Source organism: Phenylobacterium sp. Root700, from assembly GCF_001429025.1.
GTDB lineage: Bacteria > Pseudomonadota > Alphaproteobacteria > Caulobacterales > Caulobacteraceae > Phenylobacterium.
In genome coordinates, this window is sequence record NZ_LMHT01000011.1 from 129,916 (window position 1) to 146,360 (window position 16,445).

Consider the following 16,445-nt stretch of genomic DNA (forward strand, 5'->3'; position numbering starts at 1 on the left):
CGAGGGCTTAGCGGGCCGGCGCCACCCGCCAGACCGCCTTGCCGACGTCGTCGGCCACCAGCAGCGCGCCGGTCTTGTCGACCGCCACCCCAACGGGCCGGCCTTGGGCCTCGTCCTTGGCGTTCAGGAAACCGGTCAGGAACGCCTCGGGCTGGCCGCTTGGCTTACCCCCAGCGAACGGCACGAAGACCACGCGATAGCCGCTGGGCGGACGGCGGTTCCACGATCCGTGCTGGCCGATGAAGACGCCGCCCTTGTAGCGCGCCGGGAACAGGTCGGCCTTGTAGAAGGCCAGGCCCAGCGAGGCGGTGTGGGGCCCGAGCGCGTAGTCCGGCGCGATCGCCTTAGCCACCAGATCGGGGCGCGGCGGCTTCACGCGGCTGTCCACGTGCTGGCCGTAATAGCTGTAGGGCCAGCCATAGAAGCCGCCGTCGCGGACGCTGGTCATGTAGTCGGGGACCAGGTCGTCGCCCAGCATGTCGCGCTCGTTGACGGCGGTCCACAGCGCGCCGGTCGTCGGTTCGAAGTCCAGGCCGTTGGGATTGCGCAGGCCCGAGGCGAAGATCCGCGCTGGGCCGGAGGGCAGGGGATATTCCACGATCGCCGCGCGGCCGGTCTCGGCCTCGATCCCGTTCTCGCCGACGTTCGAGTTGGAGCCGACGGTGGCGTAGAGCTTCGAACCGTCCGGGCTGGCGACGACGTTCTTGGTCCAGTGATGATTGATCGGCCCGCCCGGCAGGTCGAACACCTTCGCGCCGGTTCCGGTCACCGAGGCCTGGCCGTCGGCATAGGGGAAGCTGACGACGCCGTTGTCGTTGGCGACATAGAGCGTGCCGCCGCTCAGGGTCATGCCGAACGGGCGCTGAAGGTTCTGGGCGAACGCGGCCTTGGTCTCGGCCACGCCGTCGCCGTCGACGTCGCGCAGCAGGGTGATGCGGTTGGGGCTTTTCTGGGCGGCGCCGGCCTTCTTCTGCAGCAGGTTGGCCACGAAACCCTCGATCCCGCCGCCGGAGCTTTCCTCCGATGAGGCCTCGGAGACCAGCACGTCGCCATTCGGCAGGACCAGCAGCCAGCGGGGATGGGCCAGGTCGCCCGCGAACCGCGTCACCACGAAGCCGTCGGGCGCCTTGGGCTGCGCGCCCTGCGGCCAGCCGACCGCCTGACGGGCGTTGAGGGTGGGGATCGGGCTGGTCTTCGGCGCGGGCAGCGCGGGCTTTTCGCCAAAGCCGGCGAAGGGCGCGGACGAGCCCTGGCTGCAGGCCGCGAGGCCGAGCGAGCCGAAAGCGCAGAGCATGAGGCCAAGGCGCATGGTCGATCTCCCGCGCGCCGATGATCTGGCGTCAATCGCGCCGCGCAGGCCACCCTACCTCAACCTTGGCTGGAACGTCTCAGGTCGAACTCTCGGGTCTGTTCAGCGATGAGGCCGACCGTTCGGTGCGCGGAGGCGACCGCGCCCTCTTGCCAGCTGGGCAGATGGCTCAGATGGGCGCCGGTCAGGTGGATGCGTCCCTGCGGCTGGTTGAGCAGCCGGTAGGCGGCTGGGTCGTTGCCGTCGCTCTCCCAATGCAGCCAAGGGCCGCGATTGAAGGGAACCTTGTTCCAGTCGACCACGATCGGGCGGATCAGGTCGCCGCCGTGGCCGGGATGCAGGCGCTCGACCGCGGCCCGCGCCGCCGCGATCTGACCGGCCAGCGGCTTGGCCTGGAACGCCTGCGCCGGCGCTCCGGCGACATAGGCCCCGACCAACACGCCACGCGGGGTGTGGACGCCGTCGCTGGGATACCAGACCGCGCCGGTACCGCCGCCCGGAAAGGAGAGGCCCCCATAGATCTGCTCGGCCTCCCAGAACCTCGGAGCCTCGAACGCCACCTTGGCCGAGCGGTCATAGACGGCGCCGGCGATGGCCGTCTTGAACGGCGCGTCGAAACCGGTGTCGAGCCCGGCCAGCAGGTTGAGCGGCAGGGTGACGACCAGATAGTCGGAGGTGATCTCGTGCTCGGTCCCAGTGCGCCGGTCGCGCCAGACCACGCGGGCCGACGAGGCCGACTGGCTGATCTTCAGCACCTCGGCGTTTAGCCGGAGCGGGCCGCGCAGGGTCTTGGCCAGGGCGACGGGAATGCGGTCCATGCCGCCCACCGGCTGGAACATGGTCGCCTGCATGAGGATGTTGTCTTCAAACAGGATGTTGGGCGTGGTCTCGCCCTTCAGCAGTTCGCTCAGCGCGAGCGGCGTGCGCTTGATCCCGGCCTGCTCGGCGGCCCCCGGCGGCGTCAGATAGCCGGAGCGTTCCGAACCGCCATAGCTCAGGTCGGGGCCAAGATCGCCATAGGGGCGGAGGAATGCGATCAGCCGCTCGCGGTCCTCGGCGTTCAGTTCGGCGTCGAGCGCGCCGCGCCTCGTGGCCTTGGCGAGCAGTTCGGAGATTTGACCGCGGATGTCGTTGACCGCCTGACGCTGCTGGATCGGCCGGCCCTGGAACGCGGCGTCCGACTGGAGCAGGGCGCTGCGGCTGGAATTGACCTCGATCTCCAGCGGCACGCCGAGGGCCTTGCAGTAGCCGAGCACGCCCTGGTGATGGCTCGGAATACGGGCTGGGCCGGCGTTGAAATAGAGCCCCTCGGAGAGCCGCGCCGTCTGGTCGACCTCGCCGACGAGTTCGATCCTGGCGCCGTCGCGGATCGTCCAATTGCGGCCGCCGACCCTGTCGCGGGCCTCGATGACGCTCACTCGGAAGCCGGCCTGCTCCAGGCGATAGGCGCTGACCAGCCCGGCGATCCCGGCTCCGAGGACCGTGACGCTTCGGCCCCGGCCGAGCGAGGGCGGCAGATCGTCGGCCGCCTGGGCCGGCGTCGCCGAGAGCAACCCGAGGGCCTGCATGCCGCTGAAGGCTGCGCCGTATCCGCCGCCGGCGGCGAGGCGCGAGATGAGTTGACGACGGCTGAGACCCAAGACACGCCCCTTGTTGCAAGGGCCTTGGGATGGGGCGCGAGGCGCGCGGCAAGTATCGAGAATTTCTACGCCGACAGGTCGCTTTGCTGGGGCGTTCGCGCGCCGCCAGGGTTGGATGCGAGGCTAACCCTTGCCTGACAAGGAAGCGGAAACGCCAGGCGCCATCGCCAGCGGGGCGATCTGAAGGCCTATGACATTTTCTAATGGGTAGCTTGAGTCAGGACGCCGCCGGCGTTCCGACCGCAGCGAGGTTGTAGGGCACGTCCTCGTACATCCGGTAGATCCAATTGTAGAACAGCAGGTAGCCGCCCGGACGCCAGGAATTGGCGGCGCCGTTCGCGGCATCGCCTTGCTTGAAATAGTTCTCCGGCAGGGGCGTCTCCAGGCTCTTGGCCGCGTCCCGCACATACTCGTCCTTGAGGGTGTCGGTGTCGTATTCGTAGTGGTCCAGGACAAACAGCTCCTTGTCGCTGGACTCGATGATGCTGGCGCCGGTGATCGGCGAGGCGGCCAGCACCCGCAGGTCGGGATGGCGGGCGCAGGCCGCTTCGGAGATCATCGCGTAGCGCGAGACCGGGGCGTTGAACTGGTCGGGGAAGCCGCGCAGGACGCTGGTGTTTGGGGTTCTGACGCTCTGTTCGTAGACGCCGAACAGCTTGTGGTCGTGGAGGTCACGCTCGACGCCGTACTTGTGCCAGAGCGCCGCCTGGGCCCCCCAGCAGATGTACATCTGGCGGAACGACAGACTCTTGGCCGCGTCCATGAAGTCGCGCAGCTCGTTCCAGTAGGCGACCTCGGTGAAGGGGATGTGCTCCACCGGCGCGCCGGTGACGATCAGCCCGTCGAACTTCTCCCGCAAGACCGCGTCCGGCGTCTTGTAGAACTCGCGGAGATATTCCGGCGAGGTGTTCTTCGAGCTGTGGCTGGCGGGGCTGAGCAGGGTCAGCTCGACCTGCAGCGGCGTGCTGCTGAGCAGCCGGGCCAGCTGGATCTCGGTGTTGACCTTGTTGGGCATCAGGTTGAGCAGGGCGATGCGCAGCGGGCGGATGTCCTGACGCACGGCGACCGCGTGCTCGATGATGTCCACGCCCTCGGTCGCCAACTGCTGGGCGGCGGGGGAGTTCAAGGCCAGTTTGATCGGCATCCAGGCGTCTCACAAAAGGGTGCGTCGCAGCCGCGTCGCACCGAACAGCTCGAGCAATATCAAGTCCGGGGGCGGCAGGTCGAGCCGGGAGCGTCGCTCAGAGATTTGGCGTCCGCCCTATTCGTTCCGATGATGATATCGATTTGAGGATGAAATATATCTGGCGCTTATCGTCCGTATTCGCGGTCCGGATATAGTAAAATCTCGGCCATTTCCTAGAAATAGTTGATCGCGCTGCTCGTCGTCTCGCTGCTTCTCTCTGGCGGTGTTCATGACGAAGGAGAGCCCGATGAGCTCTGTCGCACTTAAGACCCGCGAGACCGAAAGCCCGCTCACCGTCGAGCGACTCAATCCGACCATCGGCGCCGAAGTTGGCGGCGTCGACCTGACCCGCCCGCTGACCAGCGAACTGCGCGAGGCGCTGAAGGCGCTGCTGCTGAAGCACAAGGTGCTGTTCTTCCGCGACCAGGACATCACCCGCGACCAGCAGGTGGCCTTCGCGCTGAACTTCGGCGAGCTCTACGCCCACCCGACCGGCGGTGTGGAAACCCACCGCGTCGTCCAGCCGATCGCCGCGGAGAACTTCAAGAAGTACGCCGCGGCCGGCGAGAGCCACTGGCACACCGACACCAGCTGGCGGATCGATCCGTCGTTCGGGGCGGTGTTGAAGGCCGTGACCATTCCCGACGTCGGCGGCGACACGATCTGGGCCGACGGCGCGGCGATCTATCGGGGCCTGCCCGAGGACCTGAAGGCCAGGATCGAGGACCTCTATGTGGTCCATGACTACCAGGACGCCTTGCAGCGCTCGGGCGTCACTTATCCGTTGGTCTCCCACCCGATCGTGCGGACCCATCCGGAAACCGGCGAGGATATCTTCTGGGTCAATTTCGGCCTGAAGCCGCGGATCGTCGACCTGGACAAGGCCGAGAGCGACGCCCTGCTGGCGCGTCTCTACGAACAGGTGAAGCGGCCCGAACATCACGCCCGCTTCCGCTGGCGGAAGAACTCGGTGGCCTTCTGGGATAACCGCGCGGGCCTGCACTACGCTGTCCGCGACTACGGCGATTTCCCGCGGGTGATGGAGCGGGTGCTGATCGCCAGCGACGACATCCCGCACCGGGTCAGACGCCCGGCCTAAGGCCGTTTCCGACTGCGATCCACGCCGCATGCGGCGGCGGATCGCAGGAGGGGGCGCGGTCCCCCTGCGTCCCCTCCGACTTCCTCCCCAAGACGCAACAAGACGGCCGGACAAGGTCGTCGGAGATCTCATGTCCCTTCGATACTTGAGGGCGGGGCTGCTCGCCTCCGCCGCACTTTTCTCGACGCCTGCTCTCGCCCAGACGCAGGTCGCCGCCAGCGCCGCCGATGCGGCGCTGGACGCTGACGACAGCGCCGTGGCCGAACTGGTGGTGACCGGCCTGCGCGGCCAGGCCCGCACCGTCATCGACAGTCCCGCGCCGGTCGACGTGATCTCCGCCGAACAGCTCTCCGACACCGGCAAGGCCGGTCTGAAGGAGGTGCTGAACACCCTGCTGCCGTCCTTCAACCTGCCGGGCATCAATGGCGGCGGCACCTCTTGGACCGTGCGGGCGGTTACGCTTCGGGGGCTCAACGGCGACCAGGCGCTGTTCCTGGTGAACGGCAAGCGGCGCCACACCACGGCGCTGATCAACAACCTAGCCCGGGTTGGACGCGGCGGCGTGCCGGTCGACCTGGACCTGATCCCCTCGGCCTCCATCGCCCGGATCGAGGTGCTGCGTGACGGGGCGGCCGCGCAGTACGGCTCGGACGCCATCGCAGGGGTCGTCAACATTATCCTGCGCGGCGACCGCGAAGGCGGCTCCATCGGCGCCAATGTCGGTCGCAATTATCTGGGCGACGGCGAGACGGTGTCGGCCTCGGCCACCTACGCCAGGCCGTTGGGCGAAGACGGCTTCATCGACTTCGGACTGAACTGGAAGAACAGCAGCCCGGCCTCGCGCGCCATTCCCTCCCAGGCGAAGTTCATCTTCCAGCCCTTGCCGGGGAACGTTCCCGATCCGCGCGACGCCGGCGTGGACCGCTACTATTGGGGCCAGAGCTATGGCCCCGGCGAGGACGACGTCCTGGCGTCCTCGGTCAACGCCGAACTGCCGCTGTCCGACGACCTGACGCTCTACGCCTTCGGCACCTTGAGTCATCGCAGTTCGAAGAAGAATACCGGCAGCTTCCTGCCCAACAACACCACCCGGCCCAACACCACCACGGCCCTGCCGGAGGTCTATCCGCTGGGCTTCAACGCCCTGCGGCGGATTTTCGAGCTGGACGCCCAGGCGGCCTTCGGCGCCCGTGGCGTGCGCGGAGACTGGCGTTGGGATCTCTCGACCACGGTCGCGCGCGACAACGCCCAGCTCGACGGCCAGAACACCATCAACGCCACGTTGGGGCCGGCCAGCCCGACTTATTTCCACCTCTCGACCCACGTCTTCGACCAGGTGACGACGAACCTGGACGTGGCGCGCGAGTACAATGTCGGCCTGGCCGGGCCGCTCACCTTCGCGCTGGGCGCCGAGCATCGGTTCGAGCGGTTCGAAATCCAGGCCGGGGACGAGGCGTCCTACATCATCGGCCCCTATGCGATCCCGGCAGGTCAGCCGTTCGCGGGACGCCCGCCGGCGCCGGGGCTGTCGTCCTACGCCGGGACCACGCCCGAAGACGCCGGCAAGATCCATCGCAACAGCTACGCGGCCTATGTCGATGTCGGCGCCGACGTGGCCGAGAACTGGTACGTCGGGGCGGCGGGGCGGGCCGAGTACTACACCGGCGGCGTCGGTTCGACGGTCAGCGGCAAGCTCTCCACCCGTTGGGAGTTCGCCCCCGGCTACGCCGTGCGCGCCACCGTCTCGAACGGTTTCCGCGCGCCGTCCCTGGCCCAGACGATCTTCGCGTCCTCGACCTTCAGCAGCATCCAGTGCCCGCCGCCGGCCGGGGTGGTCGCCAACTGCCTGCCGGGCATGCCCTACGTCTCCTCGCCGACCAAGGTGCTGCCGACCTTCAGCCCCGCTGCGATCGCGCTGGGCGCGCAGACCCTGAAGCCGGAGACCTCGGTCAACTACAGCATCGGCCTGACCGCCGAGCCGGCGCCGCGCCTGCGCTTCACGCTCGACGCCTATCAGATCGAGATCGAGGACCGCATCGTCGACACCGGCGTGATCCGCGGGCCGGTGGTTGGCGCGATCCTGGCCGCCAACGGTCTCCAGAGCGACCTGTCGGTCTCGTACTACACCAACGCCGTCGACACGAAGACGCGCGGCGTCGACGCGGTCGCCGAGTACAGCTTTGGCCTGGGCGACTACGGCGACCTGCGCCTCTCGGCCGCCTACGCCTGGAACAAGACCGAGATCACCAAGATCAAGCCGACGCCGGCCGTCCTGGCCAATCTCGGCTACGCCCTGTTCGACCGCCAGAAGCAGGCCGACCTGACCATCGGCACGCCGCGCGACAAGGTGGTGCTGTCGGGCGTCTGGACCTGGAACCGTTGGAAGGCCAGCCTGCGGGAGACCCGCTACGGCGAGTACACCGAGGCCGGCGCCCAGCCGGTCAACGACCGGACCTATGGCGCCAAGTGGATCGCCGACCTCGACGTCGCCTTCGATGTCGCTGAACAGACCACGGTCGGGATCGGCGCCAACAACCTCTTCGACGCGCACCCCGACAAGATCGGGCTGCTGAACCCCGACACCGGGACCGGACAGTTCGGGGGCTTCTCGCCGTTCGGCATCACGGGCGGCTACTATTACGCCCGTGTCGAGCGGCGGTTCTGAGGGAACGCCGCCATGAACCGCAGACATCTCCTACGCCTGACCGCCGCGCTGGCCCTGGGATCGGGGCTGGCGGCGTGCGGCCGCGAGGCCTCCGGCGCCTCGGTGCTGAAGGTCGGCAGCCAGAAGGGCGGGACCAAGGCGTTGGTCCTGGCCTCCGGCGTGCTGGACGGCGCGCCCTACCGGGTCGAGTGGAGCGAGTTCCCCGCCGCGCAACACCTGCTGGAGGCGCTGGGCGCCGGCGCCGTCGATCTGGGGGCGGTGGGCGACGCCCCGTTCCTGTTCGCCTTCGCGGGCGGCGCGAAGATCAAGGCGGTGCAGGCCGCCCGCGCGTCCGGCGGCGGCTCGTCCACCGCGATCCTGGTTCGAGGCGACTCGCAGCTCCGCGCAGCCGCTGACCTGAAGGGCAAGCGGGTGGCGACGGGGCGCGGCTCCATCGGCCATTTCCTGCTGCTGAAGGTGCTGGAGCGGGAAGGGTTGAAGCCCGCCGACGTCGAGCTGGTCTTCCTGTCGCCCGGCGACGCCAAGGCCGCGTTCTCGTCGGGCGCGATCGACGCCTGGGTGACCTGGGGCTCCTACGTGGCGCTGGCCCAGCAGCATGACCGGGCGCGGGTCCTGGCCGACGGCAAGGGCCTGCTGAGCGGCTACGGCTTCGACATCGCCAGCGAGCGCGCCATCGCAGGCAAACGCGCCGAGCTCGAGGATTTCCTGAAGCGCCTGGCCGCCGCCAAGCGCTGGGTCGGCGACCACCGGGACGAATACGCCAAGGTCCTGGCCAAGGAGACCGGGCTCGACCTGGCGATCGCGACCTACACGGTGGCGAACACGCGTGGCGAGCCGGTCCCCATCGATCAGACCGTGATCGACGAGGAACGCAGGGTGCTGGAGGTCTTCCAGGCTGCCGGCGCCATCACCGGCAAGCCGGACCTGGCGAACGCCTTCGACCCCTCGTTCAACGCCGCGGTGACGCCCGCATGAGCGAGCCGCTGGTCCTCCAGGCCGACCCGAGCGCCCGCGACCTGGCGCCTCCCGTTCCACCGAAGAAGACGCTCACCTGAAAGGAGCAAGCCATGCCTGACACCCTAGGCCAACGCCTGGCCGATCTGCACGCTGAACGCCTGCGCACCTGGGAGCCCGCCGCGCTCCAGACCAATATCGACCAGCGACGGCGACTGGTGGAACAGGCCACCCCTGATCGCTGGATCGAGGTCGGCGACCGCGTAGAGCCCTTCACCCTGCAAGAAGTCGACGGCGGGACCCTGACCCTCGATGGTCTGCTGGCCGATGGCCCGGCCGTGCTGGTCTTCTTCCGGTTCGCCGGATGCCCGGCCTGCAACATCGCGCTGCCCTATTATCAGGAGCGCCTAGCGCCGGGGCTGAAGGCGCTGGGCGCGAGGCTGGTGGCGGTCAGTCCGCAGGTCCCTGAACGTCTGGTGGAGATCAAGCGCCGCCACGGTCTGGACTTCGAGGTCGCCTCCGACGGCAATGATCTCGGCCGGCGCTTCGGGATTCTCTACGAGCCGGACGAGGCCTCGAAGGCGGCGTCCAAGGCCAAGGGGAGCTTCATCGGCGACACCACGGGCCTGGGAACCTGGGAACTGCCCCAGCCGGCGGTTGTCGTGATCGGCCAGGACCGGATTGTCCGCTTCGCCGAGGTCAGCCCCGACTGGCTGGCGCGGACCGAGGCCGAGCCGGTGCTGGAGGCGGTGCGCGAGTTGCAGAGCGTCGCGGCGCAATAGACCCGAAAAAGTCCGGCCTCTCCCTTGCTGAGGGAGGGGCCGGAAGGGTCACGCCAGATTTCGGAAGCCGCGCTCGAAATAGACGAGGGGGTCGCCCTGACGGGCGCGGGCGCCGCTGACGTCCAGGATGAAGATGGTGTGGGTCGCCGCATCGATGCGGCAGCAGACCGGGCCCGAGAGCGACACCAGCGCCTCGCGATAGTCGGGCGGCGACAGCGGCTCCAGCGTCCAGCTCTCCGGCCCGAAGCGTTCAGGCGCCAGATCAGAGCGGGAGAAGCGCTCGGCCTCCAATCCATCGCCATCGGCCAGGATCGACAGGCTCACTGCCTCGGCCGCCAGCAGCGCGCCGTGGGCGGCGGCGGCCTTGCGCACGCAGAACAGGATGCGCGGCGGATCGCTGGAAAGCCCGGTCACCGAGCTGACCAGCAGCCCGCGCGGGCCGTCCGGCGTCCAGCAGGCGACCACCGCGACGCCCGAGGCGAGTTTCGCCAGGCCGTCGCGAAAGGCGATCTCGTCCACGGGCGGCCAAAGGCGGACGACCTCGCAGGCGTCGCCCGGAAGCTCACTCGCCGCTGCGGTTCCGTCAGCCATGGCCGGGCTCCTCAGCCTGCCGCCGCGACGGGCCGGGCGTCACGCTCGGCGACCAGCTTGCGGACCAGGGGGATCAGGTCGCGGCCATAGGCGACGGCGTCCTCCAGAGGATCGAAGCCGCGGATCAGGAAGGTCGAGACGCCCAGGTCGTAATAGTCCAGCAGCCCTTCGGCGACCTGTTCCGGTGTTCCCACCAACCCAGTGGAGTTTCCCGAGGCGCCGGTGACGGCGGCGACGCCGGTCCACAGGCGCTTGTCGACCCGGTGACCCTCGGCGGCGGCCTGCAGCAGGCGCTGGGCGCCGACGTTCGGCGGAGCGTGACCCTCGGTTTGCAGCCCTGCGGCCTTCCGCAGTTCGATGGTGCGGGCGACGATGTCGTCGGCGCGCTTCCAGGCGGCTTCCTCGGTGTCGGCGATCACCGGCCGCAGGGAGAGCGAGAACTGGACCTGGCGGCCGTGTTTGGCGGCGGCGGCGCGCACCCGGGCGATGGTTTCGCGGACCTGGGCCTGGGTCTCGCCCCATAGGGCGAAGATGTCGGCGTGCTTGCCGGCGACGGGGATCGCCTGGTCGGACGAACCGCCGAAATAGATCGGGATCTGCGGCTTCTGCAGCGGCTTCACCGCGCCGAACGCCTGCACGACGTTGTAGTAGTCGCCTTCGTAGTCGAACGGCTTATCGCTGCTCCACTCCTGGCGGACGATGTCGAGATATTCGCTGGTTCGGGCGTAGCGCTCGGCCTTGGTCAGGTGGTCGCCGTCCTTCTTCATCTCGTCGTCGGAGCCGCCGGTGATGATGTGCACCGCCACCCGGCCCTTGCTGAAATGATCGAGGGTGGCGAGCTGGCGCGCGGCGATGGTCGGGGCGGTGAAGCCCGGCCGGTGGGCGATCATGAAGCCCAGTTTTTCGGTCACGCTGGCCGCGTGCTGGACGATCAGGATGCTCTCGGGGGAGGTCGAGCCGAAGGCGACCAGGGCCCGGTCGAAACCACCGGCGTCATGCGCCTTGGCGATCTTCTCCACATAGTCCGTGTCGAGCACCGGCCCCTTCGGAGGATGGATTTCCGACGAGTGGTTGGCGCCGATATAGCCGATGAATTCGACGGGCATTCCTGTCTCCAGATCAAGCGATTGGCTTCAATTCCAAGTCTACGACTAGGAATTATGAAATCAGGAACGAATAGTTCTCATCGGCCCTATCAGCGCTGCTGATGTCAGGCGTTGACGACCAGCCGCTGCGGCGAGGATTCGCGCGTTACGGCGCGGCCGACCGCGGGGCGGGCCAGCACCCGCTGGGCGTGGGCCGTGAAGGCGGGGTAGGCCGAGACGTCGATCTCCAGCCGCGGCGCCCAGCGGTGGAACACCAGGGCGTAAGGATCGACCAGGCTGAACGCCTCGCCGAGCAGCCAGGGGCCGCCGCCTTGCAGGCGTTGCTCGATCTCGGCGAAGGCGGCCAGGACGTTCTCGCGGCCCCCCGCCCGGATGGCCGGCCAGGCGCTCTCATCGCGGCTGAAGCGTTCGGGGCGGAAGACCTGGGCGAACGAGACATGCACGCCGCTGGAGAACCAACCGATCAGTTCATAGGCCCGGCCGAGCAGGACCTCGTCGCCGAACGGCAACAGTTTCGCCTGCGGAAAGCGGTTGGCGATCGCCGTCAGGACGGCGACGTTCTCGCCCACGGTCTGGCCGTCCAGGGCCAGGACCGGCACCCGGCCGCGCGGGTTGATCGCCAGATATTCCGGCGTGCGCTGGTCGCCGTCGGCCAGCACCAGCCGCACGGCCTCGAACTGCGCGCCGGCTTCTTCCAGTCCGACCAGGGCGGGGAGCGAACAGGAGCCGCCGGCGAAGTAGAGCGTGAGCGACATTGTCGTCTCCTCAGATCACGTAGAAGCCGTGCGCGCCGTCGCGGGCGAGCTGGTCGACCAGGCCGTATTCCCAGTCGAGATAGGCCTGCATGGCGGCGGTGGCGTTGTCGGTGCCCTCATAGGGGCGGCGATAGACGTCGTCCGGCTCGCTGGCCGCGCGGATCAGGCCGGTCTCCAGTGCATGGCCGGCCGCGATCCAGGCCGCCGTGCCGCCTTCGAGCACCAGCGGCGCACGGCCGGTCAGGGCTTCCAGATCGCTCGCCGCGAACTGGGCGAGCGCGCCGTCCGGCGAGGTGAGGACGAAATCGCGCCCCTCCGGAAGTTGGGCCAGGGCGGCCGCCAACCGGCTGCGCACCACGAACCAGGCGCCGGTGATGTGGCCGCGCCGATGGACGGGGCTGGCCGCGAGGTCGAGGACCACTACTTCATCGCGACCAAGTCGTTCGGCCAGTTGAGCGGGCGAGATCGTCGGCGCGTCCGGCTTTTCCGGCAGGCTCGGCGCCCAGGCGCCCTTGGCCAGAGCTGCATCGAAGCCGCCGTCGAGGACGTAGACCTCCCATCCCATCTGGGCGAGCCAGGAGGCGCTCATATCGGCTCGCGCGCCGCGGTCGTCGGCTAGCACGATGCGGGCGCCGCGCGCCGGCGCGAAGACGTCGGTTTCCTGCACCAGTTGACCGCCCGGAGCGCTGCGGAAACCGGGGATGTGGCCGGCGGCGTATTCTTCCGGCGTGCGGACGTCGAAGCGGTAGAGCGTGCGGGTGGTCTCGCGGGCCAGTATCCCCAGGCCGCGCACGTCGATGTGCTTCACCCCGGCGCGATAGGAGACGGCGCGGGCGGCGGCGCGGGCCTCGTCCTCGCGGTTCGTGGCGACCTCGGGGAAGCGGCCGTCCTGGCCATGATCCAGGGTCTGGCCGGCCAGGGTCCAGCCGATCGTGCCGTTGCGCAGGGCGAAGACCTTGTTGGGCAGGCCGGCGTTGATCAGCGACTGCGCGCCGATGATGCTGCGGGTGCGGCCCGCGCAGTTGACGATGATGGTGGTGGCCGGATCAGGCGCGATCTCGCGGGCCCGCAGGACCAGTTCCGCTCCAGGCACGCTGACCCCGCGCGGGATGCTCATGGTCTGGTATTCCTCGAAGCGGCGGGCGTCGAGCACGACCAGGTTTGTCTCCTGCTCGATCAGGGCCTTGGCTTCCGGCGCGGGCAGGGACGGGGTGTGGCGACGGCTCTCCACCAGTTCGCCGAACGCCTTGCTGGCCGAGTTGACGTCCTGGAACAGCTCATAGCCGCCGCGCCGCCAGCCCTCGAGCCCGCCGGCCAGGGCGGTGACGTCGGTGTAGCCGAGCGCGTGCAGCCGCTGCGCCGCTGTCGGAACCAGGCCCTCGCCGTCGTCATAGAGCACGATCTTGGTCGCCTTGCGCGGCACGCGGTCGAGGATCTCGACCTCCAGCCTGCTGAGCGGCAGCTGGGCGGCGAACAGCGGGTGGTCCTTGGCGAAGGGGTCTTCCTCACGCAGGTCGATGAGGGCGATCTCCCGGCGGGCGATCCACTCCAGACGGACGTCGGCGGGCGCGGTCTGCGTAATCATGAGGTCAAGCTCTTGGAAGCGTCCCAGAGGTTCGGGAGCAGCGTGTTGGAGTAGCCGGAGATGAAGGGCTTGGGCCGGCCAGCCTCGTCATAGGTGGCCCGACGAACCGCGCCGATATTGGCGCCGTAGACGTGGATGCTGATCGAGGTGCGGTCGTCGAAGGCGTTGGAGACCTTATGAATGTCACCGATGGTCGGCGACACCGCCTCGACCTCGCCGGCTTCGAGCCGATGTTCGGACCCGTGGGGCGCAAAGCTCGATCCTTCGCGCCGATAGGCTTGGGAGCGCTCGGCGCCGCGCAGCACCCCGACCAGGCCCCAGACCGTGTGGTCGTGCACCGGGGTCGACTGCCCAGGACCCCAGACGAAACTCACCACGGAGAACCGTTGCAGGCTGTCGCAATGCAGCAGGTACTGGGTGTAGCGCTCAGGGTTCGGCTGGGCGAAGGCGTCGGGCAGCCAGTCGTCGTGGGCGGTCAGCTGGGCCAGCAGGTTCCCCCCCGTCTCCAGGATCAACGCCTCGTCCGCGGTGGCGTCCAGGAGGGTTGCGATGTCGGCGATGAAGTTCCGAAGGCGGGGGAGATTGGTCGTCACAGGGCGTACCTCAGAGTGACCAGTACGGTCCGGGGATCGGGGAAGTTCTGATAATAGACCCCCGTGCTCGGGGTGTAGGTCGAGCTCACCAGCTTGCCTGAGTCCAGCAGATTGCGGGCCGACAGCACCACCGACCAGTGCGGGTCCGGCGAGGTCCAGGTGGCGACGGCGTTCAGGAAGCCCTGGGCCGGAATCTCGTGCTGGCCGCCCGGTGACGGGATGGCGTTGGAATAGGTCTTGGTCTGGTACTGGGCGTTGACGCCGACCCGCAGGGCGCCGGGGATCTGCACCGGAACGTCCCAGGTCGCGCCGCCTGACAGGCTCCAGCGCGGTGAGTTGGTCAGGCGATTGCCGTCGGCGTTGACGCCCGCGCCGCCCGCGCCTCGATACTCATCATAGACGGCGAACAGATAGCCGGCCGAGAACTGGGCGGAGAGCGCGTCGGTGATCCGCGCCTCGGTCTCCAGCTCCACCCCGTAGCTGTGCGCCTGGCCGGCGTTGCCGCGGCGGCTGCCGATATAGGCCGGGTCGTAGAACGCGACCTGGAGGTTCTGATAGTCGTTGTAGAACACCGCCAGGTTGGCCCGCAGCCGGTGGTCCAGCAGCTCGCTCTTCAGGCCGGTCTCGTAGGTGATCACGTCTTCCGGGGCGAAGGGCAGGGTGGCGAGGTCCAGGCGGGTGGCGCGGTTGTCGAAGCCGCCAGACTTGAAGCCCTTCGAATAGGTCACGTACTGCAGGATGTCGGGCGTCCAGGCGTACTGGACCGACAGCTTGGGCGTGATCGCCGACCAGATCTTGTCGGACTGGCCCTTGATCGACGGTGCGACCACCTGGCCGGCCAGGTTGAGCACGGCGTTGTCGAAGGTGAAGGTCTTCTCTTCGTTGGTCCACCGCAGGCCCGCCGTGATCTTCAGCCGGTCGGTGGCGCTCCAGGTCGCTTCGCCGAACACCGCATAGGCGTCGGTGTTGGTGACGTTGTGGGCGCGCAGGAAGTTGTAGTTGCCCGGCGTGGTGACCGGGTTGGTGTTCTGGGCGTTGCGGCGGCTGTAGCCGTCGCGTTCCACGTAGAACCGCTCATGCAGGTAGAAGAGGCCGGTGGTGAACTTGATCCGGCCGTAGTCGCCGTTCAGCTGAAGTTCCTGGGTGTAGTACTGGTCGTTGTAGTGGATCAGGTTCTTCTGGATGAGAGCCGCTTCCCCGTCGTTATCGTAGTTGACGGGGTTCAGGTTGAAGCCGCCATAGGCGGTGATCGACTTCAGCTGCAGGGCGTCGCTTAGGTCATAGGCGATGCGCAGCGAGCCGGAGATCTGGTTCAGGTCCTGCTTGGGTTCGACTTCGGAGAACGACAGGCCCTTGTCGAACCCGCCGCCCGGCTGGCGGACGGGGATGTAGGAGCGGCTGTCGCTGCGGTCGCGCAGGGCGTTCAGGGTCAGCAGCACGTCGAGGTCGTCGTTCGGCGTCCAGCGCAGCTTGCCGCGATAGGCGTCGAGGTCGATGCGGTTGACGTCGTGGCCCAGGGTCGGGTTGTCGGTGACCCCGTCGCGGCTGTGGTGGATGTAGGACAGGCTGCCCGACAGGGTGTCGCTGATCGGCCCTTCGACCAGGGCGCGCACGTCGACCGCGCCGTAGTTTCCCAGTCCCACCTCGCCCTTCAGTCGCAGCTCGCGGCCAGGATCGCGGGTGATGACCCGCAGGGCGCCGGCGCTGGAATTGCGGCCGTAGAGCGTGCCTTGCGGACCGCGCAGGACCTCGATCCGCTCAAGGTCGTTGAACTCGATCATCGAGCCGATCTGGCGCGGGATATAGACGTCGTCGACATAGACGGCGAGCACCGGTTCCTGGATTGGATCGCTCTCGCCGACGCCGCGCAGGGAATAGGTCTGGGTGGTGTGGCTGATGGTGACGCGGCTGACCGACAGGTTCGGAACCTGGCCGGCCAAGTCGCGGATGCTGTCGATCTTGCGATCAGCCAGCGCCTGGGCGCTGAAGGCCGAGATGGCGATGGGGGTGTCCTGAAGATTGGTCGCCCGGCGCTCGGCGGTGACGATCAGTTCCTCAACGGTGCTGGCGTCGGTGGCCGCGGCCTCGACGCCCTGGGCGGCGGCTGAACCTGACCAGGCGGCGATGCTCGCCACCAAGGTCGCTGAGCCAAGCAGCGCGCGGCGGCGAGAAGTGTTGTT

13 protein-coding genes are annotated in these 16,445 nt (G+C 68.3%); 4 read left to right on the plus strand and 9 right to left on the minus strand.

The window, feature by feature from the left end; genetic code table 11:
- Positions 1 to 7 precede the first annotated feature (7 nt).
- From ASE02_RS06230 to ASE02_RS06240, 3 genes are all read right to left on the minus strand, one after another.
- The gene (locus tag ASE02_RS06230) at positions 8 to 1,309 is read right to left on the minus strand and encodes a sorbosone dehydrogenase family protein (RefSeq protein WP_056732251.1); all 1,302 of its coding nucleotides are present in this window, start codon (positions 1,307 to 1,309) and stop codon (positions 8 to 10) included.
- A gap of 59 nt (positions 1,310 to 1,368) precedes the next feature.
- Positions 1,369 to 2,949, minus strand: coding sequence for an FAD-dependent oxidoreductase (locus ASE02_RS06235; protein ID WP_056732253.1), 1,581 nt, complete (start codon positions 2,947 to 2,949; stop codon positions 1,369 to 1,371).
- A 217-nt stretch (positions 2,950 to 3,166) separates the two neighbouring features.
- Positions 3,167 to 4,093, minus strand: coding sequence for a homoserine O-succinyltransferase (locus ASE02_RS06240; protein ID WP_056732255.1), 927 nt, complete (start codon positions 4,091 to 4,093; stop codon positions 3,167 to 3,169).
- Between the two features lie 289 nt (positions 4,094 to 4,382).
- Between ASE02_RS06240 and ASE02_RS06245 the strand changes: the two genes are divergently transcribed.
- From ASE02_RS06245 to ASE02_RS06260, 4 genes are all read left to right on the plus strand, one after another.
- A complete protein-coding gene (locus tag ASE02_RS06245; protein ID WP_056732257.1) occupies positions 4,383 to 5,234 on the plus strand; it encodes a TauD/TfdA family dioxygenase in 852 nt (283 codons plus the stop codon).
- 130 nt (positions 5,235 to 5,364) lie between these two features.
- Positions 5,365 to 7,899 carry a TonB-dependent siderophore receptor gene (locus ASE02_RS06250; protein WP_056732259.1) on the plus strand — a complete coding sequence of 845 codons (2,535 nt, stop codon included), beginning with the start codon at positions 5,365 to 5,367 and terminating at the stop codon, positions 7,897 to 7,899.
- A gap of 12 nt (positions 7,900 to 7,911) precedes the next feature.
- Entirely contained in the window at positions 7,912 to 8,874 is a 963-nt protein-coding gene (locus tag ASE02_RS06255) for an ABC transporter substrate-binding protein (RefSeq protein ID WP_056732261.1), read from the plus strand.
- A 92-nt stretch (positions 8,875 to 8,966) separates the two neighbouring features.
- The gene (locus ASE02_RS06260; protein WP_056732263.1) at positions 8,967 to 9,635 is read left to right on the plus strand and encodes a peroxiredoxin-like family protein; all 669 of its coding nucleotides are present in this window, start codon (positions 8,967 to 8,969) and stop codon (positions 9,633 to 9,635) included.
- A 48-nt stretch (positions 9,636 to 9,683) separates the two neighbouring features.
- Here the strand turns inward: ASE02_RS06260 and ASE02_RS06265 are convergent, their stop codons facing one another.
- From ASE02_RS06265 to ASE02_RS06290, 6 genes are all read right to left on the minus strand, one after another.
- Positions 9,684 to 10,226, minus strand: coding sequence for a flavin reductase family protein (locus ASE02_RS06265; RefSeq protein ID WP_056732265.1), 543 nt, complete (start codon positions 10,224 to 10,226; stop codon positions 9,684 to 9,686).
- 11 nt (positions 10,227 to 10,237) lie between these two features.
- The gene (locus ASE02_RS06270; RefSeq protein ID WP_056732267.1) at positions 10,238 to 11,332 is read right to left on the minus strand and encodes an LLM class flavin-dependent oxidoreductase; all 1,095 of its coding nucleotides are present in this window, start codon (positions 11,330 to 11,332) and stop codon (positions 10,238 to 10,240) included.
- Positions 11,333 to 11,436: 104 nt separating this feature from the next.
- On the minus strand, positions 11,437 to 12,087 hold the full coding sequence (locus tag ASE02_RS06275; protein WP_056732269.1) for a glutathione S-transferase family protein: 651 nt from the start codon (positions 12,085 to 12,087) through the stop codon (positions 11,437 to 11,439).
- Between the two features lie 10 nt (positions 12,088 to 12,097).
- On the minus strand, positions 12,098 to 13,672 hold the full coding sequence (locus ASE02_RS06280) for a rhodanese-like domain-containing protein (protein ID WP_056732271.1): 1,575 nt from the start codon (positions 13,670 to 13,672) through the stop codon (positions 12,098 to 12,100).
- Complete coding sequence (locus tag ASE02_RS06285) at positions 13,669 to 14,265, minus strand: cysteine dioxygenase (RefSeq protein ID WP_056732272.1); 597 nt, start codon at positions 14,263 to 14,265, stop codon at positions 13,669 to 13,671. The genes ASE02_RS06280 and ASE02_RS06285 overlap by 4 nt, the downstream gene beginning before the upstream one ends.
- A complete protein-coding gene (locus tag ASE02_RS06290) occupies positions 14,262 to 16,400 on the minus strand; it encodes a TonB-dependent receptor (RefSeq protein ID WP_235536626.1) in 2,139 nt (712 codons plus the stop codon). The genes ASE02_RS06285 and ASE02_RS06290 overlap by 4 nt, the downstream gene beginning before the upstream one ends.
- Positions 16,401 to 16,445: the final 45 nt, after the last annotated feature.